The organism is Pseudomonas inefficax (assembly GCF_032164165.1).
Lineage (GTDB): Bacteria > Pseudomonadota > Gammaproteobacteria > Pseudomonadales > Pseudomonadaceae > Aquipseudomonas > Aquipseudomonas inefficax.
Window position 1 is genome coordinate 5,862,518 of sequence record NZ_CP134401.1, and the last position, 21,214, is coordinate 5,883,731.

Annotated in this window: 15 protein-coding genes; 9 read left to right on the plus strand and 6 right to left on the minus strand. The window is 63.0% G+C overall.

The window, feature by feature from the left end:
- Complete coding sequence (locus tag RIN61_RS26435; RefSeq protein WP_252379180.1) at nucleotides 1-2,067, minus strand: ATP-binding protein; 2,067 nt, start codon at nucleotides 2,065-2,067, stop codon at nucleotides 1-3.
- A gap of 174 nt (nucleotides 2,068-2,241) precedes the next feature.
- Here RIN61_RS26435 and RIN61_RS26440 point away from each other — a divergent pair, with 174 nt between their 5' ends.
- Nucleotides 2,242-2,928: a type 1 glutamine amidotransferase domain-containing protein gene (locus tag RIN61_RS26440; protein WP_112252483.1), complete on the plus strand. Its 687-nt coding sequence runs from the start codon at nucleotides 2,242-2,244 to the stop codon at nucleotides 2,926-2,928.
- Nucleotides 2,929-3,054: 126 nt separating this feature from the next.
- Nucleotides 3,055-3,840 (plus strand): CSS-motif domain-containing protein, encoded by a 786-nt coding sequence (locus RIN61_RS26445; RefSeq protein ID WP_243432346.1) that lies wholly within the window; start codon nucleotides 3,055-3,057, stop codon nucleotides 3,838-3,840.
- Between the two features lie 37 nt (nucleotides 3,841-3,877).
- On the opposite strand, the gene hppD is transcribed toward RIN61_RS26445, so the two are convergent.
- Nucleotides 3,878-4,954 carry a 4-hydroxyphenylpyruvate dioxygenase gene (hppD, locus tag RIN61_RS26450; protein WP_112252484.1) on the minus strand — a complete coding sequence of 359 codons (1,077 nt, stop codon included), beginning with the start codon at nucleotides 4,952-4,954 and terminating at the stop codon, nucleotides 3,878-3,880.
- Nucleotides 4,955-5,252: 298 nt separating this feature from the next.
- Between hppD and RIN61_RS26455 the strand changes: the two genes are divergently transcribed.
- Both RIN61_RS26455 and rarD read left to right on the plus strand, forming a co-directional pair.
- On the plus strand, nucleotides 5,253-6,839 hold the full coding sequence (locus RIN61_RS26455) for an EAL domain-containing protein (protein ID WP_112252485.1): 1,587 nt from the start codon (nucleotides 5,253-5,255) through the stop codon (nucleotides 6,837-6,839).
- A 32-nt stretch (nucleotides 6,840-6,871) separates the two neighbouring features.
- A complete protein-coding gene (rarD, locus tag RIN61_RS26460) occupies nucleotides 6,872-7,759 on the plus strand; it encodes an EamA family transporter RarD (RefSeq protein ID WP_207878524.1) in 888 nt (295 codons plus the stop codon).
- Here the strand turns inward: rarD and RIN61_RS26465 are convergent.
- Nucleotides 7,722-9,293, minus strand: a complete 1,572-nt coding sequence (locus RIN61_RS26465) for a TerC family protein (RefSeq protein WP_207878521.1) — start codon at nucleotides 9,291-9,293, stop codon at nucleotides 7,722-7,724. The two genes, rarD and RIN61_RS26465, sit on opposite strands and share 38 nt — an antisense overlap.
- 427 nt (nucleotides 9,294-9,720) lie before the next feature.
- Here RIN61_RS26465 and RIN61_RS26470 point away from each other — a divergent pair, with 427 nt between their 5' ends.
- Entirely contained in the window at nucleotides 9,721-10,308 is a 588-nt protein-coding gene (locus RIN61_RS26470; RefSeq protein WP_207878518.1) for a LysE family translocator, read from the plus strand.
- 116 nt (nucleotides 10,309-10,424) lie between these two features.
- Here the strand turns inward: RIN61_RS26470 and RIN61_RS26475 are convergent, their stop codons facing one another.
- A complete protein-coding gene (locus tag RIN61_RS26475; protein WP_313855095.1) occupies nucleotides 10,425-11,207 on the minus strand; it encodes an AraC family transcriptional regulator in 783 nt (260 codons plus the stop codon).
- 151 nt (nucleotides 11,208-11,358) lie between these two features.
- On the opposite strand from RIN61_RS26475, the gene RIN61_RS26480 reads away from it, so the two are divergent.
- The 4 genes from RIN61_RS26480 (at nucleotide 11,359) to RIN61_RS26495 (ending at nucleotide 18,775) form a co-directional block, all read left to right on the plus strand.
- Nucleotides 11,359-15,186 (plus strand): dermonecrotic toxin domain-containing protein, encoded by a 3,828-nt coding sequence (locus RIN61_RS26480; RefSeq protein ID WP_313855098.1) that lies wholly within the window; start codon nucleotides 11,359-11,361, stop codon nucleotides 15,184-15,186.
- A gap of 147 nt (nucleotides 15,187-15,333) precedes the next feature.
- Complete coding sequence (locus RIN61_RS26485; RefSeq protein ID WP_313855100.1) at nucleotides 15,334-16,953, plus strand: NADP-dependent glyceraldehyde-3-phosphate dehydrogenase; 1,620 nt, start codon at nucleotides 15,334-15,336, stop codon at nucleotides 16,951-16,953.
- A 110-nt stretch (nucleotides 16,954-17,063) separates the two neighbouring features.
- Entirely contained in the window at nucleotides 17,064-17,537 is a 474-nt protein-coding gene (locus RIN61_RS26490; RefSeq protein WP_133978858.1) for a VOC family protein, read from the plus strand.
- 56 nt (nucleotides 17,538-17,593) lie between these two features.
- Nucleotides 17,594-18,775, plus strand: a complete 1,182-nt coding sequence (locus tag RIN61_RS26495) for a DUF8534 domain-containing protein (protein ID WP_313855105.1) — start codon at nucleotides 17,594-17,596, stop codon at nucleotides 18,773-18,775.
- Between the two features lie 179 nt (nucleotides 18,776-18,954).
- Here RIN61_RS26495 and ilvA read toward each other — a convergent pair whose 3' ends face one another.
- Both ilvA and RIN61_RS26505 read right to left on the minus strand, forming a co-directional pair.
- Complete coding sequence (gene ilvA, locus RIN61_RS26500; RefSeq protein WP_112252495.1) at nucleotides 18,955-20,514, minus strand: threonine ammonia-lyase, biosynthetic; 1,560 nt, start codon at nucleotides 20,512-20,514, stop codon at nucleotides 18,955-18,957.
- Between the two features lie 180 nt (nucleotides 20,515-20,694).
- The gene (locus RIN61_RS26505; protein ID WP_003259966.1) at nucleotides 20,695-21,126 is read right to left on the minus strand and encodes a PACE efflux transporter; all 432 of its coding nucleotides are present in this window, start codon (nucleotides 21,124-21,126) and stop codon (nucleotides 20,695-20,697) included.
- Between the last annotated feature and the right edge of the window lie 88 nt (nucleotides 21,127-21,214).

Sequence of the window (21,214 nt, forward strand, 5' to 3'; positions counted from 1 at the left end):
TCACGCCTCGAGCAAACGTAGCGCCTCATCAAAAAGGTCCGCCAGCGGGAACGGCTTGTTCATCAATGCCGTGCCCGGCTGTTCGAGCAGCTGCGCATCGATCGGCTGGCCCGCGTAACCGGTGATGAACAGGATCTTCTGCAGCGGCGACTGCATGCGCATGGCCTTGGCCATCTGATGGCCACTGAAACCACCCGGCAAGCCGACATCGGTAACCACCAGGTCGTACCGGCCGTCATGGTGAAAGCGCTCCAGTGCACTATTGGCGTCGCCCACATCAATGACTTCGAAACCACGCTCGGTCAGGTATTCGCGCATTACCGCACGCAAACCGAGTTCGTCATCCACCAGCAACAGGCGCTGCCCGCCGGCCATGCGCTGCGAGCGCTGCACCACCGCGGGCGCCTCAGGTACCGAATCAAGGCACCTTGGAAAAAGCATGCAGACCTTGGTGCCCTGGTTCGGCGCCGACTCGATCCAGGCGTAGCCCCCCGACTGGCCGACAAAACCATACACCATCGACAAGCCAAGGCCTGAGCCATGCCCGATCGGCTTGGTGGTGAAGAACGGTTCGAAGGCCCTGGCAATGTCCACCGGCGACATGCCATGGCCATCATCCTCCACATGCAAGGCAACGTAGTCGCCTGGCGGCAGGCCACCCTCATCCGGGAACCACGTCGTCAGCCGCTGGTTGAAGCTGCGCAGCGTGACATTACCGCGTTCCAGGCACGCTTCGCGGGCATTGGCGCAAAGATTGATCAAGGCATTTTCAAGCTGGCAAACATCAAGGTTCACCGCCCACGGCGTGACATCCAGCTGCCAGTGCAAACGCATCTCCGCGCCCAGCGTGCTCCGCAGCAGTGGTTCGCTCAGGCGCAATTGCCGGTTGAAGTCCAACGGCCTGGGCGCCAAAGGTTGATGACGTGAAAACGCCAGCAAGCGATGGGTCAGCTCCATGGCACGCTGCACCGAATCATGCGCCACCTCGACATAGGCCTCTACCCGCTCCAGCCGGCCTTCCTGCAGGCGCAGTTGCAGCAACTCGAGGCTGCCGCCGATGCCGGACAACAAGTTGTTCAGCTCATGTCCCATGCCCCCGGCCAACTGGCCGACCAACTCCAGGCGTTCGTTGTTGCGCATCAGGGCTTCGGATTGACGAGCGGCCTCCTCACGTTCCTCGGTAATGTCCCGGCCTACGGCAGTCAGCAGGCTGCCATCGAACCGTGCACTCCAGCGAAAACAATGGTAATGGCCATCGAGGTGGCGCAGGCGCGTCTCTATCTGCTCGGCATTGCGGTATTGCAGGCACCCGGAAATCGCCACCTGAACCTCGGCGCGATCCGCCGGATGTACCAAGTCCAGCACCGGTATGCCCCGTATCTGCTCCTCGGCCCAGCCCAGAGTACGGTACAAGGCGGGGTTGGCGGCATGCACCTTAAGCTCGGGTGTAACCGTGATCATCGCATCACGCGACAACTGCCAGAACTGCTCGCGCTCTAGCTGGTGTCGCTCGACCTGCCGCTCGAAGCCTTGCGCCTGCTCCCGCCAGCGGCGGTGCGCCTCGACGCTGGCCGTGGTCTCGATCACCGCGTGCAGAAACCCTGCCACGTTGCCCAACTCATCGTGCAACGGTGTGAAGCCGAACGCACACCACAACGGCTCCCCGCCCTCGCCGCTGACAATACGCAGTGGTGGGTCCTCGACAAAGCTGGAGTGCCCATCGAGTGCCTTGAAAACCCAGGGGCCCATCGCCGGCCATACATCGCTCCACAGCGCATCGAAGGCCATGCCCAATGCGTCCGGGGCAACCGGCCGCAATGCCCGGTAGCCTTCATTGTGGACCACGCACAGGTCTGGCCCCCAGACCACGGCGCACGGTAACGGCGACAAGTGCATCACGTCGACGGCAATGCGCAGCGAGGCCGACCAGCGCGGCAGCGGCCCGAGCGATGTGCTGCCCCAATCGAACCGAACGATCCGTTCGCCCATGAGGTCGACGGGTGCCGGCACAGGCGGCTGCAGGATGACCTTCGACGCAGGCTCGGGCGGCGTACCATTTGCGACCACTATCGTGACTCCAGCATGGTTCAGGGAAAGTACGGGCGCCCCGTGGATGTGATTCACGTTAGCACAACACACGCCGCGCAATATGGCGTACTGGCACCTGAGAGCTATGCTCATTAGGTTTTCCCTCGGGCCACGGAGCAACGGCCCATTCAGGTTGCCGACGGGAGCATGGTCATGAGCAAGAAGATGCTGGTGGTGCTGACCAATACAGCCAAGTATCCGGCCCTCAAGCGGGCGACCGGGTTATGGCTGGGGGAAGCTGCGCATTTTGTCGAACAAGTCGAAAAAGCCGGTTACTCGGTCGATTACGTCAGCCCGCTGGGCGGCTACGTGCCTGTCGACCCGCATAGCCTGCAGATGGCCCCCGACCTGGATTGGCAGTGGTATGACGACAAGCGCTTCATGGCCCGTCTGGGCAACACCTCGAGCCCTGGCCAGGTGAAGGCCGAGGAGTACAGCGTCATCTACTACACCGGTGGGCACGGCGTAATGTATGACTTTCCCGACAACCAGCCGCTGCAAGAGCTGGCCCGTCGGGTCTACGAGCACAAGGGCATAGTCGCAGCGGTCTGCCATGGCGTTGTCGGCCTGCTGAACATCAAGCTCAGCGACAACAGCCTGTTGCTCAAGGGCCGTCAGGTGACCGGCTTCTCCAATACCGAGGAGAAATTGGCCGAGCTGGACAAGGTGGTCCCCTTCCTGACCGAAAACGAGCTGCGCGCCCGCGGCGGTACCTACAGCAAGCATGATGACCCCTGGCAGCCGTTCGTGGTGGCCGATGATCGGCTGATCACCGGGCAGAACCCGGCTTCCACGGCCCTGCTGGCGGAAAAAGTGCTCGATAGATTGAAGCGAGGCTGACAACCAGGTTCTGCTTTTCTGTAAAACCGCAACACTTTTGGCCTACAGCCGAAGCTTCATCAAGTACATAGGATCAGCGCTGACCTGTTCAACCCGAACAGCAAGGTTCAACGGAGCGGCGGTCCTATGGCAGCAATACCGAGTGTCGGCATCAACTGGCGAAAATTACTGTTGATATTGTCCATCGGCGCAATACCGGTGCTATCCGGGTTACTGGTAATGGACTATCAGCTGGACAAAAAACTTGAGGAAAATGCCAAGGTTTCCGTTCAAGAGGCTGTTTTCAGCATCGATCAGGCACTGGGCCGCATGGAAGCCGATCTGGACTCGATCCTGCCATTGGCAGGCAAGCCATGTGAGGAAGTGCTCGCCATCCTGGAGCAGAGAGTTGCCAACAACCCGCATCTTCGCTCATTGATACTCACCCGCGGCCAACAAGCGTATTGTGCGACGGACATGGACCCTTTGGCGCATATCTCGGCTTTTTCCCTGTCCGGACGGCAAACGCAACTGGCATTCGACGCACCATCATCGCCTAACGCGGCGATCATAAAGATCCAGAAACCAGACAGCGACCCCGGAATAATCGCAACAGCGTACGGTCGGCAGTTGCGTGACGAACTGCGTGCCTTCCAGGACGGCCTGACATTGCTGCTGGAATTCAACGACCTGTATATCTGGAGCGAGGGAGACAGCCGCGATGCACAACGCCCCTCCCAGGTCGAATTCACCGAGCAGACGGTATCCGAGAAATATGGCTACGTGGTGATCGGTGGCTACCCCAAAGGGTACGCCGCCCAGGAGTTTCGCGTCTCCCTGCATCAGGTACTGCCTTCGCTGGTACTGGTCGGGGTGGCCAGCATGTTCATCATGTACCTGGGCCTGACCAGTTCGCGCAAGAAGAAGGGTTGATACCGCCGCCATCGAGCGTGACGGCGGTACCCTTGGTTCAGTCGGTGCTCAGCACACCACGGCGTACCTGGTCGCGCTCGATGGACTCGAACAAGGCCTTGAAGTTGCCCTCGCCAAAGCCGTCATCACCCTTGCGCTGGATGAACTCGAAGAACACCGGGCCGAGCAGGGTCTCGGAGAAGATCTGCAGCAGCAGGCGCTTGTCGTCAGACTGGGAGGCGCCATCGAGGAGGATGCCACGTGCCTGCAACTGGTCTACCGGCTCGCCGTGACCCGGCAGGCGCTCTTCGAGCATCTCGTAGTAGGTTTGCGGCGGTGCAGTCATGAAGCGCATGCCGAAGCCCTTGAGGGCGTCCCAGGTCTTGAGCAGGTCATCGGTCAGGAAGGCGACATGCTGGATGCCTTCACCGTTGAACTGCATCAGGAACTCTTCGATCTGCCCGGAGCCCTTGGACGATTCTTCGTTCAGCGGAATGCGGATCATGCCATCCGGTGCGGTCATGGCACGCGAAGTCAGCCCGGTGTACTCACCTTTGATATCGAAATAGCGGATTTCACGGAAGTTGAACAGCTTCTCGTAGAAGCCGGCCCAGTACGACATGCGCCCGCGATAGACGTTGTGGGTGAGGTGGTCGATAATTTTCAGGCCGGCACCCACCGGGTTGCGGTCCACACCTTCGATGAACTTGAAGTCGATATCGTAGATCGAGCTGCCTTCCTCGAAACGGTCGATCAGGTACAGCGGCGCACCGCCGATGCCCTTGATCGCCGGCAGGCGCAGCTCCATCGGGCCGGTCTCGATTTCCACCGGCTGGGCGCCCAGTTCCAGGGCGCGGGCATAGGCCTCATGGGCGTTTCGCACACGGAACGCCATGCCGCATACCGACGGGCCGTGTTCGGCGGCGAAGTACGAGGCGATGCTCTTGGGTTCGTTGTTCAGGATCAGGTTGATGCCACCCTGCCGATACAGGTGCACATCCTTGGAACGGTGGGTTGCCACCTTGGTGAAGCCCAGCATCTGGAATACCGGCTCGAGTACGCCAGGGGTAGGCGAAGCCAGTTCGATGAACTCGAAGCCCATCAGGCCCATTGGATTGTCGAATATATCAGCCATGTTCGTGTCCTCATCTGCAGCGAAAAATTATTGATTGCGCGGGATGTGGCACGGAAACGGTGGTGAGCAAGGGATACCCCGCACGCTGCGGGCGAGGAAATCACCTATTAACAGCTTGAACCCATGGTATGTCATATGGACCCATTCTCGGCGGGCTTGATCCTCCGGTATCGAAGGACCTTATTGTTGTATTCGTAAATCGATTCTACATTGCGTAAAATGGTTTGTCGCGCTTTAGTTGCTCACGGGTTCCGACAAGCGGCTATCCTCTCGTAATCCTCCTACAGATCAGGTCAGCATGCCCCTTTCCGTAAAACGCCGCGCTCGCCTCAGCTGGCGCACCCTGTTGCCTTGGGTCGTCGGCGTGCTGCCGGTGGCGTGCGGCCTGGCCGTGATGAACTGGCAGATCGAGCGCGAAATGCAGGCCAGCAGCCAGGCCACCGCGCGCCAAGTGGTGGAGCATGTCGAGCGCATTCTCGACAACCTGTCCAGCGCTGCCAATGCCCTGCTGCCGCTTGCCGACAGCCCGTGCGACGAGGCCCAGCTCATGCTGCGCGCCCAGGTCACGCGCAACGCCTTCGTCCGCTCGACCAACCTGTTCCGGCACAACGCCCTTTATTGCACCTCGCTGTTCGGCGCGTTCGACGAGCCGGTCAACCCCGGCGACTATATTGACGGCAAGCTGTGGCTGATGGACGGCAACTCGGTCACCCCCGGCCACCCGCTGCTGGTGTATCGAGCCAGCGACGGCGACCGCGGCGCAATCAGTACGGTGGATGGCGACCACCTGCTGACGGCGCTGCGCCTGATCGGCCCCGATGAAGATCTGCACATCCGCGTGGGCGATGCCTGGCTGGGCAAGGATGGCATCGTGCACAAAGGCTTGCCGCCGGCCGCGGCCAGCGCAAATGTACTGCTGGGCTCGACCCGTTACCCGTTCAGCGTGCAGGGCGGCTATGGCGCCGACAGGCAGGGCCAGCTGTGGCGCAGCCACTACCCCGCCCTGTTCGCCTTGCTGCTGGTACTGGGCGCGGTAGCCGCCCTGGTGTGCCGCTGGCAGGTTCGCCGCGCCAACTCGCCGCGTGCCGAACTGCGCCGGGCGCTGGAGGCCGACGAGTTCCTGCCGTACTTCCAGCCGGTGGTGCGCAAGGGCGATTACCGCTGGGCCGGCGCCGAAGTGCTGATGCGCTGGAACCACCCGCGCGAAGGCCTGGTACGCCCCGACCTGTTCATCCCCTACGCCGAACACAGCGGGCAGATCGTTGCCATGACCCGTGCGCTGATGATGCACACTGCCCAGAACCTGGCACCCTATGCCGGGCTGCTGGAGGACGGTTTCCATATCGGCATCAACATCACTGCCGACCACTGTCGCGACTTCAGCCTGCTGGACGACTGCCGCACCTTTCTCCAGCACTTCCCGCCAGGCCGGGTGGTGCTGACCCTGGAGCTGACCGAGCGCAAGCTGATCGAGGCCACGCCGGTGACTCTGGAACTGTTCGAGAAGCTCGACGCCATGGGTGTGAAGATCGCCCTGGACGACTTCGGCACCGGCCAGTCAAGCCTCAACTACCTGCGCCAGTTCAAGGTCGACTACCTGAAGATCGACCAGAGCTTCGTCGCCATGATCGGTGGTGACGCGCTGTCGGTGCACATCCTCGAGACCATCATCGAGCTGTCCGCCAAGCTGGGCCTGGGCATCGTTGCCGAGGGCGTGGAAACAGAAGCCCAGCGCGACTACCTGGCCCGTCACGAGGTGGACTTCCAGCAGGGCTACCTGTTCGCCCGGCCAATGCCGGCTGCCCAGTTCCTCGAAGCACTGGCGGCACGCCCGGCTGCGTCGCGGTTGCCGCAAGCCGCGCCCCCTGAGATCATGCGCGGCTGATCCACCCGCTCAATTTCCTATTCGAGGCATTCGTGTCAAAAGGCATTCTTTCGTCGGTCATGGCGTCCTGTCTGTTCGCCGTGATGTACTTCTATACCTCTCTGCTCACGCCACTCGATGGCGAAGAGATCTTTGGCTGGCGCACCCTGTTGACGCTACCCTGCCTGACCCTGTTCATGCTTGTCTCGAAAGACTGGAAACGAGTGGGCGAACTGCTCACCCGGGTAAAACGCACGCCGCTGCTGTTGCTGGGCATGCTCGGCACATCGTGGCTGATGGGCGTGCAGCTGTGGCTGTTTCTCTGGGCGCCCCTGCACGGGCGCAGCCTGGAAGTGTCGATGGGTTACTTCCTGCTGCCGCTGGCCATGGTCCTGACCGGCCGGCTGGTGTATGGCGAGCGCCTGTCACGCCTGCAGAAGGTGGCCGTGGCCTGCGCCGCGCTGGGCGTGGGCCACGAGCTGTACCAGAATGGCAGTTTCGCCTGGGAAACCCTGTTGGTAACGATCGGCTACCCGATCTATTTCGTGTTGCGCAAGCGCTGCCGCACCGACCACCTTGGCGGCCTGTGGTGCGACATGTGCCTGCTGTTGCCCTGGGCGTTGTACTTCGTGATCCAGGGCCCACTCTCCCCTGCCGACCTACAGGCACACCCCGGGCTGTATGCGTTGATCCCGATCCTGGGGGCGATCAGCGCCTCGGCCTTGATCGCCTACGTGCTTGCCAGCCGCCTGCTGCCGTTCAGCCTGTTCGGCCTGCTCAGCTACGTCGAGCCGGTGCTGCTGGTAGGCGTGGCGCTGCTGCTTGGCGAAACCATCGGCCCGGATCAGTGGCTGACCTACCTGCCGATCTGGGCCGCGGTGCTGGTGCTGGTGATCGAGGGCTTCAAGCACCTGCTGCGTCAACGTCGCCGGTCGGTGTAAGCCGAACCTGGCGCACCCGCCGCTCCTCGACCGCCTCCACGGTCAGCGTCCAGCCATTCCAGGCCAGGCGGTCACCGACCATGGGCAAGCGGTCGAGCAGGCTCATCACCAGGCCCGCGAGGGTCTGGTAGTCCTCGGTGGCGCGGGCGCTGAAGCCGGTACGGGCCTGCACCTGGCTCAGGTTCAATGCACCGCTGACCACAAAACCTTCACCTTCCTGGACGATGCCCGGGCCTTCGACCTCGCTGGCATCCGGCAACTCGCCGGCAATCGACTCGAGGATATCGGTCATGGTCAGCAGGCCGGTGAAGTCACCGAATTCGTTGACCACGAAGGCAATGTGCGTCGACTGGCTTCGCATCTGCTCCAGGGCATTGAGGATGCTGAAGCTTTCCAGCAGGTTCAGCGGTACCCGGGCCATGCCTTCCAGGTCAGGCTGGCTGCCCGACAGCAGCTCCTTGAGCAGCTCCTTCTTGTGCACGAAGCCCAGTGGCTCGTCCACGCGCCCGTCGCGAATCACTGGCAGGCGCGAGTACGGCGAATTGGCCAGGGCCTGTGCAATGGCGTCGGCCGGCTGCGCCAGGTCGATCACATCGACCTCGGTGCGGGCAGTCATCACCGTGCGGATCGGCCGCTCGGCCAGGTTCAGCACGCCACTGATCATCACGCGTTCACGGCGGTCGAACAGCACCTGCTCCTCACCACCTTCGACCAGGTCGGCGATTTCCTCGCCCACCTCGTCGGCCTCGACCCGGCGGCCACCCAGCAGGCGCAGCACGGCATGCGCGGTGCGCTCACGCAGCGGCCGGTGCTGCTGCAGGCTGCGCTTGCGGCGGGCACGGGCCAACTGGTTGAACAGCTCGATCAGGATCGAGAAGCCGATGGCCGCGTACAGGTAACCTTTCGGGATATGGAAGCCCAGGCCTTCGGCGGTGAGGCTGAAGCCGATCATCATCAGGAAGCCCAGGCACAGCATGATCACCGTGGGGTGGGCGTTGACGAAGCGGGTCAGCGGCTTGCTGGCAACGATCATGATACCGATCGAGAAGATCACCGCGATCATCATCACCGACAAATGTTCGACCATGCCCACCGCGGTAATTACCGCGTCTAGCGAGAACACCGCATCGAGCACCACGATCTGCGCGACGATCGGCCAGAACGCAGCATGGCGCACTGCGCCGCTGGCCTGGGCCACGTGGCCTTCCAGCCGTTCGTGCAGCTCCATGGTGGCCTTGAACAGCAGGAACACGCCACCGAACAGCATGATCAGGTCGCGGCCCGAGAAGCTCTTGTCGAACACCTCGAACAACGGCGCGGTCAGGGTGACCATCCACGAGATACTGGCCAACAGGCCCAGGCGCATGATCAACGCCAGACTCAGGCCAATGACCCGCGCGCGGTCGCGCTGATGCGGTGGCAGCTTGTCGGCGAGAATGGCGATGAACACCAGGTTGTCAATACCCAGCACCAGTTCGAGGACGATAAGCGTCAGCAGGCCCAGCCAGGCCGTGGGGTCGGCTAGCCATTCCATTAGCGGGTACTCACGAGTGCAGCGTCACGAGGACGGAAGAAGGAAGGCCTTGAAGGCTGGGGACTGGGGGGCTCCGCGAAGGTGCTCATATAGACCTTGATTGCAAATTGGGAAAATGATCCTACAAGCACAGCAGCTATTCGTAATAGTGCAAAACTATTACAAAACCTGTAACAACGTCTCCAGAGCCACGCATCCCTGTGGGAGCGGGCGTGCCCGCGAAACAGGCGACGCAGTGATGGCCACCGGCTTTGCCGGTGTTCGCGGGCTCGCCCGCTCCCACAAAGCCTGCGCAAGCTTCTAGTTTTTGAACAAGACAGTTGCCTCCACAAGAGATGCATCAGTCCGCAATGGGTACTTTCCTTCAATACCGCAGGCTGTCGCTGGCCGAACATTGAGGCCACCTTCACCCAAACGGATCATCCTCATGAGCCTGTCTCTATCCATGGCCGCTTTCGCACTGGCGGCTTCGATCTCCCCCGGCCCGGTCAACATCGTCGCGCTGGGCAGCGGTGCCCGCCATGGCCTGCGTGCGAGCCTTGCGCATGTGGCTGGCGCCACGCTGGGTTTCTGCCTGTTGCTGGTGCTGGTCGGGCTGGGCCTGCATCAGTTGTTGCTGCGCTGGCCTTTGCTTGGCCTGCTGTTGCACTGGGGCGGCGTGGCGTTCCTGCTGTACATGGCATGGAAGCTGGCCAGCGATGACGGTCAGCTGGTTGCTGCACATCACTCCCAGGCCCCCTCGGCCTGGCACGGCGCGGCGATGCAATGGCTCAACCCCAAGGCATGGCTGGCGGCGGTGGCCGGGGTCGGTGCCTACACCGGCGGTGAGCAGCAGTTGCTGTGGCTGTTTGCCTGGATCTACGGACCGATCTGCTTCATTTCGGTGGCCAGCTGGGCGTGGGCCGGAAGCGTGGTTCGCCAGTACCTGGGCAACCCACGGCACATGCGCCTGCTGAATCGGAGCTTGGCGCTGCTGCTCGTGGGCAGTGCGGTTTATCTGGTCATTCAAGGCTAGCTGCACCGACCCTGTCGCTGGCCTCAAGACCTGCGCAGTACCTGGGGGGAGCAACTGTCTTGCTCAAATTCTAAAAGTTGGCGCTCCCACAGGTACAGTGACGCCAACATGGCCACTCAGCCAAGTGCATTGCGGTAATGCCCCGGCGTCGTCGCCAGGTGCCGCTTGAAGGCCCGCTGCAGGTGCGCCTGGTCGGCAAACCCGGCCTCCTGCGCCACCTCGGCAATTGCCCGGCCCTGGCGCAGTTGCGCCCTGGCCAGCTGCACGCGCTGGTCGAGCAGGTAGCCATGTGGCGTCAGCCCGAAGCGTTGGCGGAACGCGCGAATCAGGTAGGAACGCGACAGCCCGCATGCCGCGCAGATGTCGTCCAGGCTCAGCGGGTCGCCACGATGGGCGCGTATGAACGCTGCCGCCGCATCCAGCCGCGGGTTGCCATCATCGTTGACGCTGGCATTACCGCCAAGCAACCCCGGCAAGGCACCAAACAGCGCCGCCAGGCGCCCTTCCCGGTCTGGCACGCTGGCGTCGAACAGGTCGGCAAAGGCCTGCAACAGGCCCTGGTACAACACCGGCGAGCTGCTCCAGGCCTCGGCCGGCAAGGTAAACCCCAGCGCCTGCAACCAGGGCATATCGACGAACAACATCAGGTAAGACCAAGGCTCCCCGTCGATGGGATTGCAAGCATGCACCACACCCGGGTTCATCAGCACCGTGGAACCAGCCGCCACCTCGATGCACCGGTCACCGTACAGGTAGGAGCTGCGCCCACCCGTTATCACCCCGATGGAAAAGCTCTCGTGGGAATGCGCGGCGTAGCACACCTGGCGCCCGTCCCCTACCCGCCGGGCTTCGACGAAAGGCAACGCCGGGTCGCGCCAGAACCGTGATACCTCGATCATCCCTCACCCCGCTCGCCGCTGTCCTGCGCCTGGATAGTACACGTCCTATCGCCGTAACAGGTCCTCAATATCTGCAAGTCGCGTTATCCCATTACCACTTGGCTTCAAAGGAATAGCGTTTGATGCCTCCTTTTCATAAAGGAGCATCGTCATGCCGGCCAACAACCCCCATCAACCCTTGCTCGAGGCGCAGCTGCCATACTGGGCCCGCCAGGCAGCCCCCGACCAGTGGGCCGCGCTGAAGCAAACCCAGACCGCCCCATGGCAGACGCAGGACTGGTTTGCCAATGCAGCTCCCGACCTGCGCCAGGCGGTGCATGCCAGCCAGGCGCGCCTGATACATTCGCAAGCGGCCTTGGCCCGCGCGCTCAAAGGGCTGAAACAGATCGCCGAGTTCGCAGAACCATTGCTGCAGGGCAGTCTTGCCGCACTAGGCTTTCATGCGCCGTTGCGCTCCACCGAGCTGCTGCGGGTCGAACGCGACTGGCACTGGATTGGCCTGCGTTATCTGTACCGCCATCGTCGCGACAACCTGCTACAGGCCGCCCTGCAGAACTTCGCCGACGATGAGGTCTTCACTTCCGAAAGTGCCATTGCCCCAAGCCGCAGCATTCAGGTAACAGCGGTCCAAGTACAAGGCTCGGCCCCACTTGGCATGCAAGTACCGGTAGCGCACTTTGCGCTTACATCCGAGCGCTACCAGGTTGACCGCCTGCCACTTGCCCCGGCCACCTTTGCCACAATGTGCCGCGACCTGGACCTGGGTAGCGCTTACCAGGCCCACCTGGAGCAGCACTTCGCCCGACCCGCTACCCGAGCCTTGGCCATCAGGGTGCAGCAAGACCGCCTGCGCCTGGCGGCCGACCTTGCCTATCTGCGGCACCTGCTTGACGGCAGCACGCGCGATCAGGTCGAACAGTTGCTACAGGGTGGCGCGGTGAGATGCTGGCAACTGGCGCTGTTCGGCACCGAGCTGCAAGAAGTCATGCTGATCGATGCCGGCAGTGCGGGGCTGGCGCTGTACTTGCCCGGCCATGACCCGGCCCTGCGCCAATGCAACAACCTGGACGCGGTACACGACACACTGGCGACCTTGCTGCTGGAGCCCGATGCCCGCCAGGCCTTCATGCCCTACATCAGGCAGGACGAGCGGACGCATTTTCTCGACCTGCTGCGGCAAAACCTTGACGTCACAGGCAACACTGCCTACGACCGCCCTTGGCAGCGCGCAGCGCATGCCGACCTGCGCCCCACGCGCGTGGCCATCACGGCCGAGCCATTCGGCCACTACCAGGACCTGCACCTGGCCCGCCTCAAGCATGAAGCCAGCCTGCTGGCGGTGCCGACAGCGGCGGCCGATGCCAATGCACGGGCCAGGCGCCTGGAGGAATGGGAAAGCCTTGGCCTGGATGCGCTCAATATCGCCGCGTTCTTCATTCCAGGTGCAGGCACCCTGATGCTGGCCGTCACCGCCTGCCAACTGCTCGGCGAGGCCTTCGAAGGCTACGAGGCCTGGCATGAAGGCGATCGTCACCTGGCGCTGCGCCACCTGGAGGCGGTAGGCCTGAACCTGGCCCTTGTCGGTGCCTTCGTGGCAGCGGGCAAGGTGGTACCCAAGCTGTTCAACAGCCCGTTGATGGAAAACCTTCAGCAAGTACGCCGCAACGACGGCCGCTACCGGCTCTGGAATGAAGACCTCCCCCCCTACCGCAGTGCCGTCACACTGCCCGAAAACCTGCAGCCCAATGCACTTGGCCAGTACCTGTACGAGGGCCGGTACTTCATCCGCATGGACGGCCAACTCTTCGAGCAACGCTTCGACAGCCATTTGCAGCAATGGCGGGCCATTCACCCCGAGGTGCCCGATGCCTGGCAGCCACCGCTGGCGCACAACAGCCAAGGCGCCTGGCGTGGTCAGCATGAACAGCCCGGCCAGTGGCCATTCGCGAAGCTGGTACGCCGTCTTGGCCAGCCATATGCGGCGTTCACCCCAGAACAGCTGACGCAGGCCGGCCGCCTCTGTGGCGTCGACGCCGCGCGCTTGCGCCGGGTGCACCTGGAAGGCCAGCCAACGCCGCCCCTGTTACTGGATGTTCTGCAACGCATGGCGGCACAGGCCGAGGTAGAGGCGTTGGCCGACGAGGCCTCGCCGGGCCTGTTCCAGCAGCTCTACGACGGCAGCGCGACCATCACCCCGTCATCGCAGAAACTGCTCGATGCCTATCCGCGGCTATCCCCTGCCTTGGCCACGCGTTTGCTGGCACCACTGGGCGAGACTGAATCACTGGCATGGCAACAACAGGGTCAGCTGCCCATTCAGGTCCGCCAGACATTAGAGCAGGTGCACAGCGAGCTGCCCCTGGTACGCGCGCTGGAAGGCGTGCTTCAGCCTGCCCGGGCCAGCAGCGACAGCGAACGCCTGCTGTTCAGCGCACTGGATGCGATGCCCGACTGGCCTGGGGACGTGCGCCTGGAGCTGCGCGGCGCCAGCCCTGAAGGCCCGCGGCTGGAGCAGGTCGGCAGCGACCAGGCCACCCACCTGCGTCGGGTGATCAAATCGGTCGAAGGCTATGAGGTCGACCAGGGCGAGCGCCCTGCACCTGCGCTGCGTGATCCGGACCTCTGCCGCGCCGTAGAGCAGGCACTGTCACGCTCGCACCGCGACATGCTGGGTATTCCGAGCGCCGATGGCAGTTCGCTACGCCAGCACGTACTGGATTGGGTCGACAAGCACAGGGAGACACTGGCCCAGCGCCTCTGGGGGCACCGAACGGCACTGCGCAAGCCCATGGGGGGCTTGCGCGGCGGGCGGCCGTTGGCCCCCGAACCGCCTCAGCCACGCCTGGCAGGCTCGCTGGCCGGGGCCTATCGCCGCTTGTTCCCGGACGCCACCGATCAGGAGTTCGAAAACTGGCTCGGCAACGATGAGGACAACCTCTACGCCGATGATATTCGCTCACCCACACAGCGGCTGCACGACCTGCAGCAGCGTCTGGATACTTTGCGCCGCGACCTGCATGAATGGGCCAGGCCCGATCCTCAGCGCCCTCACCAGCGGCACCTGGCCATCCGCCCCATCATCAACGCCTGGCGGCGGCTGTCGACCATAGCGCTTGAAGGGGGTGGCCGCCTGCACAGCCTGGACCTGTCCGGCCTGGAACTGGACAACCAGGCCCTGGCCAGCCTGGCCTTGCCAGACGACTTCCCCCATGTGCAACACCTGTCACTCAGCTATAACCGTTCGCTCAGCCAGTTGCCGGCCGAGTTCTACGAGCGCTTCCCCAACCTCAATCGCTTGCTGCTGGCCGACTGCCGGTTCGACAGCGTGCCTCGCCTTGGCAGACCTGAACACCTCGCCTGGCTGGACCTGGAAGGCAACCGCATTACCTGGAGTACCCAGGCCCAGCAGGCATTGAACCGCTGCTCCGGGCTTGTGGTGCTGGACCTTTCGGGCAACCCGCTGCTGCAGGCCCCGGACCTGCGCGAACTGGCCTACCTGAGGACGTTGTTCCTGAATGACTGTGCGCTAAGCGAATTGCCACAAGGCCTGAGCCAGATGATCGAGCCCAACATCGTGGATATTGGCGACAACCAGTTGCTGCGGCTGCCAGATGGTTTCAACGTACCACGGCCAGTCGCGAACGCCCTGCGCCTGGAAAGCGAGTGGCTGGGCGCACCTGTGCTTGCGCAGATCGAGGCCTACAATACCGTGCATCAGGTTGACCTGTTGGTGTGCGAAGGCGACTACCTGGAATTCTTTGAACAGACCGGCCCGGCCGAAATGGCCCTGTGGCAGCGATTACCGCTGCAGTACCGGCGCGACCTCAGGCCATTGCTGGATCTGGAACCGTTCTTGTCTCACCCGCGGTACGCGCGTGAAGAGTTCTGGCGGCGCCTGGCCCTGATCGATGCAAACCCCGCCCTGCGTCAGCAATGGCTGACGCACCCACCGTACGACCTGTTCAACCTCCCGCTTTGACAGTCCCCAGGTGCCTGCCTGCGCAACAGGCAGGCATTTACGGTCATGTTAAGCCAGACTGGTGTTTTTCCGGCAGCCGGTGCATGCTCCAAGCTGAAGCGATTCACCTGGCTCGAAATCAGCCCAGCAATGTGAGGTGCAGTACCCATGGACCGTCTGCTCGATTCACTCTTCCCCAGCGCCGAGAACATCCCGCAAGCCTGGCGCCTGGAAGCCCCCCTGGAACAACGCGACTATCTGGTGAACGGCGAGCTGAGGCGCTGGGACGGCCCCTTGGCCACGGTGCGCAGCCCGGTCTGGCTCAAGGAGGGTAACGATGAGCACCAGGTGGTACTGGGCAGCGCCCCGCTGCTCGATGCCGACACCGCGCTCACCGCCCTCGATGCCGCCGTGCAGGCCTACGACAAAGGCCGCGGTACCTGGCCGAACATGCGCGTGGCCGAGCGCATCCAGCACGTCGAGACCTTCCTGGCACGCATGCGTGAGCAGCGCCAGGCCGTGGTCAAGCTGCTGATGTGGGAAATCGGCAAGAACCTCAAGGATTCGGAAAAGGAATTCGACCGCACCTGCGACTACATCGTCGACACCATCAATGCCCTCAAGGACCTCGACCGCCGCTCCAGCCGCTTCGAGCTGGAACAGGGCACGCTGGGCCAGATCCGCCGTGCACCGCTGGGCGTGGCCCTGTGCATGGGGCCATACAACTACCCGCTGAACGAAACCTTCACCACGCTGATCCCGGCGCTGATCATGGGCAACACCGTGGTGTTCAAGCCGGCCAAATTCGGTGTACTGCTGATTCGGCCGTTGCTCGAAGCCTTCCGTGACAGCTTCCCGCCGGGGGTGATCAACGTCATCTACGGCCGCGGCCGGGAAACGGTGAGTGCGCTGATGGCCAGCGGCAAAATCGATGTGTTCGCCTTCATCGGCACGCACAAGGCCGCCAGCGACCTGAAAAAACTGCACCCGCGCCCGCACCGGCTGCGCGCCGCGCTGGGGCTGGATGCCAAGAACCCGGGCATCGTGCTGCCCCAGGTGGACCTCGACAACGCCGTCGAAGAGGCAGTCACCGGTGCGCTGTCGTTCAATGGCCAGCGCTGCACGGCGCTGAAGATCCTGTACGTCCACGAGGACGTGGTCGATGCCTTCCTCGACAAGTTCCAGCGCAAGCTGGCCGCGCTCAAGCCTGGCATGCCCTGGGAGCCAGGCGTGGCGCTGACACCTTTGCCCGAACCCGGCAAGGTCGACTACCTCGACGGCCTGGTCGCCGATGCCACCGTCAAGGGCGCACGCGTGCTCAACGAAGGCGGTGGGCAAAGCCGTGGCTCGTTCTTCTACCCGGCCGTGCTGTACCCGGTGAAGAGTGACATGCGCGTCTACCACGAGGAACAGTTCGGCCCGCTGGTACCGGTTGTGCCCTACCGCGACCTGCAGACGGTGATCGACTATGTACTGGACTCCGACTACGGCCAGCAATTGAGCCTGTTCGGCAATGACCCGGCGACCATCGGCAGCCTGGTCGACATCTTTGCCAACCAGGTCGGGCGCATCAACATCAATGCGCAATGCCAGCGCGGCCCCGACACTTACCCGTTCAACGGCCGCAAGAACAGCGCCGAAGGCACCCTGTCGGTACACGACGCCCTGCGTGTGTTCTCGATCCGCACGCTGGTCGCCACGCGCTTCCAGGAAGCCAACAAGGAATTGATCAGCGAGATCATTCGCAACCGGCAGTCGAGTTTCCTGACCACCGACTACATCTTCTGACCACCACGCTTATAGAGAATCGATCTATCCCCCCTGTCGATTTTCCATCCGCGCAAACGACTCTAAGCAACAGGGCGCCAACCGGCGCCCACTTCCAAGGAGAGTCGAACATGGCAGCCAAACCCATCCCCGAAGGCCAGCACAGCATCACGCCCTACCTGGCCATCAACGACGCCGCCAAAGCTATCGAGTTCTACAAGAAGGCCTTCTCCGCCGTCGAGATGTTCCGCCTCGATGCCCCGGGCGGCCGCGTCGGCCATGCCGAGCTGAAGATCGGCGACTCGTCGCTGATGCTGGGCGACCCTTGCGACATGGAGGGCGGCCTCACCGCCAGCCAGAAGCTCAACGGCGCAGGCGTAGGACTGCACCTGTATGTCGAGGACTGCGACAAGGTCTATGCCCAGGCCCTGGCGGCCGGCGCCACCCAACTGCATGCGGTGACGGACCAGTTCTACGGCGACCGCAGCGGCACCCTGAAAGACCCGTTCGGCAACATCTGGTTCGTGTCCACCCACAAGGAGGACCTGACCCCCGACGAAATTCGCGCCCGCGCGGCGAAGATGTTCGGTGGCACTGCCCAGTAAGTTGAAAGCGGCGCGACTTTGCTTGAAGCTTGGGGCTCGTAGCTGGGAGCTGCTTCATGCGAATCATCGACAAAACCGCCGCACAGGTCCGTAGCCTGACCCCTGCAGAAGAGGAGCTGCTGGTCGGCTTTGCCACCGGCAGCCTCGCCGGCCCGCGCCTGCTGCAGGCCAACCAGTTACTGATGAAGGTGCGCAACGCCAACTATTGGCTGGCCTGCGACTGCCGCAACGATGCCTTGCCGGTGCTCAATGTCACCCTCAACGGCAACACCGGCACGCTGTTTCTCAAGAACAACCCGGGTACCGCCGAACATGCGCTCGGCTGCCCGTTCACCAAGGACGAGCGGGAAGCGGCCGAGCGCGAGAACGACCCCGCGCCACCTGCTGCCTGGCTACCGCCCGACACACCGTTGCGCCTGATCGGCGATTTCCGCAGCGGCACCGCTGGTGCCGGTGGTGATGGCAGCGAGCGGCGCGACCAACAGCGCCTGCTGTCATTGTTGCTGACCTGGATCGAGACCAGCGGCCTGAACCTGTATGCCACGCACCTGAAAAAGGACCTGACCGGGCAGTTTGCCGAGTTGCGCAGCGTGGCCAGCCGCTATCCGCTGCTGGAACGGGTGCCCGCCAGCAACTACCTGGAAACCCGCCTGGACATGAAGCACATGATGATGCTCAAGTCCCGCCTGCGCGAAGCCACGGTGTTCGGCAACCACCGCCGGCACGGCCTGCTGCTGGACTGCGTAGACCAGATAAAAGGGCGCAAGCTGTTCAACAACCGCAGTGAAGACGGCTTCGACTTCCAGGGGCACCACCTGTATTGGGGTGGCAACCGCACCGCCGGGCCATTGCTGGCCTTGGCACTGTACTCGCCGACCAGTGCCGGCAGCCATTTCTACGAGTTGATCCATGTGGCCAGCGTTCCGGTGCTGTCCCGCGCTCATCTGTTCCCGGTGTATCGCGATGAAGAACGCGAACCGCTCAAGGCCCTGGTATCGCTGGTCGACTGGATGGCCGGCAAAGGCGTGAAAGTGCAGATGCGCCGCCCGGTGATTGGCGGCCAGGTGATGGATGAACTGGTAATGACCTCGGACCAGGACCGGGTGTTGTCGGTATCGTTGCTGGAACAGCCAATCGGGCCCGAACCGGATACCGAGAATTTCAAGCGCTACGCCGACTTCAAGAGCCTGGAAACCTTCCGCAAATTCGTTGCCGGCTTCTTCATGCGTGAGCGCTGAGCACCATCTACCGGCACACACAAAACCTTGTGGGAGCGGCTTTAGCCGCGAAGAAGCCAACGCGGTGCATGGCACCGGCTGCGCCGGTGTTCGCGGCTAAAGCCGCTCCCACAGGGTCCCTGCTAATTCAATGAGTTTGTGCAGTTCTGCGAGAGCGGCCTAATCATGAAGTTTGCGTATCAACCCAGGAACAGCTTGTACGCCGGGTTGTCGGTCTCATCCCAGTAACGGTACCCCATCTCCTCCAGCGCCAGCGGCAACCCCGCCAACTCATCCCCCGGTACTTCCAGCGCCGCAAATACCCGTGCCTCCGCCGCACCATGGTTGCGGTAATGGAACAGGCTGATATTCCAGCGCTTGCCCAGCCGCTCCAGAAAGCCCAGCAAAGCCCCCGGGCGCTCGGGGAATTCGAAGCGCAGCACCCGCTCGTCAGCCCCGGGCGCGGCATGGCCGCCAACGGTATGGCGCACATGCAGCTTGGCCAGTTCGTTGTCGGTCAGGTCCAGTACGCTGTAGCCCTGCTCGCGCAGGCTGGCCAACAACTGGTCGCGTGGGTCGTGCAGCGGGTGTGTCTGCACCCCAACGAACAGCCGCGCCTCCTTGCCAGGGTAATAGCGGTAGTTGAACTCGGTGATCTGCCGCTTGCCCAGGGCCTGGCAGAAGGCGCGGAAGCTGCCCGGTTGTTCCGGGATGGTGACTGCGATGATCGCCTCGCGCTGCTCGCCCAGTTCGGCACGCTCGGCCACATGGCGCAGGCGGTCGAAATTGACATTGGCCCCGGAGTCGATGGCCACCAGGGTCTGCCCCTGCACGCCGTCGCGCGCCACGTACTTCTTGATCCCCGCCACGGCCAGGGCGCCGGACGGCTCGGTGATCGAGCGGGTGTCGTCATAGATGTCCTTGATCGCCGCGCACAGCTCGTCGCTGCTCACGGTCACCACTTCGTCAACGAAGTGCCGGCACAGCTCGAAGCAATGGGCGCCGATCTGCGCCACCGCCACACCATCGGCGAAGGTGCCGACCTGCGGCAGGATCACCCGCTCACCGGCTACCATGGCAGCCTGCAGGCAGTTGGAGTCCTCTGGCTCGACACCGATCACCTTCACCTCAGGGCGCAGGTACTTCACATAGGCGGCAATGCCAGCGATCAACCCACCGCCACCCACCGGCACGAAGATGGCATCCAGCGCACCCGGGCGCTGGCGAAGGATCTCCATGGCCACGGTGCCCTGCCCGGCGATCACATCCGGGTCGTCGAACGGTGGCACGAAGGTCGCACCTTCGCTTTCGGCCAGTTTCAGCGCGTGGGCCAGGGCATGGGGGAAACTCTCGCCGTGCAGCACTACATGGCCACCGCGCGAACGTACTCCTTCCACCTTCAGCGACGGCGTGGTGGTAGGCATGACGATGGTGGCCTTCATGCCCAGGTGCGATGCCGCCAGGGCCACACCCTGGGCATGGTTGCCTGCGGAGGCGGTGATCACCCCGCGCTCGCGCTGCAGGTTGCTCAGGCGTGACAGGCGGGTGTACGCACCGCGGATCTTGAACGAGAAGGTAGGCTGCAGGTCTTCGCGCTTGAGCAGCACCTGGTTGCCCAGGCTGGCGGACAACGCAGGCGCAGCTTGCAAGGGCGTTTCGATGGCCAGGTCGTATACCGGGGCGGCAAGAATGCGACGCACCTGCTCCGACAGCAGTTGCTGGGGGGTGACGGTAGAACGAGGGCTGACGAAGCTGGTCATCGATGACTCCTTGGCTGTATTCACGTTGCCCAGGAGTCAGAGAGAAGAAACCCGCCTCCAGGGCGGGTTCGGTGCACGTACGCGCTAGCCCGCCAAGCTGATAATGGCGGTAATAATAATGGCGTTGACGTGCTGGAAAGTATTCATGGGTAGCAACTTAGCCGCTAGTGCGGCACAAAGTCAACACTTCGCCTGCTGCGCCGAAAGCGGCACATCGAACACCTTGTCGAAGCCCCACTGGAAGACGAACGCGTAAACGAAGAAGAACACGAACAACGCCAGGTTGGTCAGCAACGCCGCCCACAGGCTGACGTCCAGCCAGTACGCCACCAGCGGCAGCAGGATCAGCACCAGCCCGCCCTCGAAGCCCAGCGCATGCAGCAGGCGCCGCAGGAACGTGCGCTCACGCCGGTGCTGGCGCGCTTCCCAGCGTTCGAACACCCAGTTGTAGGCCATGTTCCAGCTCATCGCGATGCCCGACATCAGCACCGACAGCACGGTCGACTGCGCCATGCCGGCACCGAACGCCAGCTCCAGCGCGGGCGCCACGCAGGCGACAGCGATGGCTTCGTAAAGAATGGCCTGGACGATCTTGCGTGCCTTGCCTTGCATGTTCAGCTCCCTGGGTAAACGACCTGTAAAGCTACAAGAAGTGGCCCACAAGAAAAAGCCTGAAATTTGGACAACCCCGCGTTCGGCT

Bases quoted from the DNA above. Each gene is read 5' to 3' on its own strand.
- RIN61_RS26440 (WP_112252483.1), top strand. From the start codon at position 2,242: ATGAGCAAGAAGATGCTGGTGGTGCTGACCAATACAGCCAAGTATCCG.
- RIN61_RS26445 (WP_243432346.1), top strand. From the start codon at position 3,055: ATGGCAGCAATACCGAGTGTCGGCATCAACTGGCGAAAATTACTGTTG.
- hppD (WP_112252484.1), bottom strand. From the start codon at position 4,954: ATGGCTGATATATTCGACAATCCAATGGGCCTGATGGGCTTCGAGTTC.
- RIN61_RS26455 (WP_112252485.1), top strand. From the start codon at position 5,253: ATGCCCCTTTCCGTAAAACGCCGCGCTCGCCTCAGCTGGCGCACCCTG.
- RIN61_RS26465 (WP_207878521.1), bottom strand. From the start codon at position 9,293: ATGGAATGGCTAGCCGACCCCACGGCCTGGCTGGGCCTGCTGACGCTT.
- RIN61_RS26470 (WP_207878518.1), top strand. From the start codon at position 9,721: ATGAGCCTGTCTCTATCCATGGCCGCTTTCGCACTGGCGGCTTCGATC.
- RIN61_RS26475 (WP_313855095.1), bottom strand. From the start codon at position 11,207: ATGATCGAGGTATCACGGTTCTGGCGCGACCCGGCGTTGCCTTTCGTC.
- RIN61_RS26480 (WP_313855098.1), top strand. From the start codon at position 11,359: ATGCCGGCCAACAACCCCCATCAACCCTTGCTCGAGGCGCAGCTGCCA.
- RIN61_RS26485 (WP_313855100.1), top strand. From the start codon at position 15,334: ATGGACCGTCTGCTCGATTCACTCTTCCCCAGCGCCGAGAACATCCCG.
- RIN61_RS26490 (WP_133978858.1), top strand. From the start codon at position 17,064: ATGGCAGCCAAACCCATCCCCGAAGGCCAGCACAGCATCACGCCCTAC.
- RIN61_RS26495 (WP_313855105.1), top strand. From the start codon at position 17,594: ATGCGAATCATCGACAAAACCGCCGCACAGGTCCGTAGCCTGACCCCT.
- ilvA (WP_112252495.1), bottom strand. From the start codon at position 20,514: ATGACCAGCTTCGTCAGCCCTCGTTCTACCGTCACCCCCCAGCAACTG.
- RIN61_RS26505 (WP_003259966.1), bottom strand. From the start codon at position 21,126: ATGCAAGGCAAGGCACGCAAGATCGTCCAGGCCATTCTTTACGAAGCC.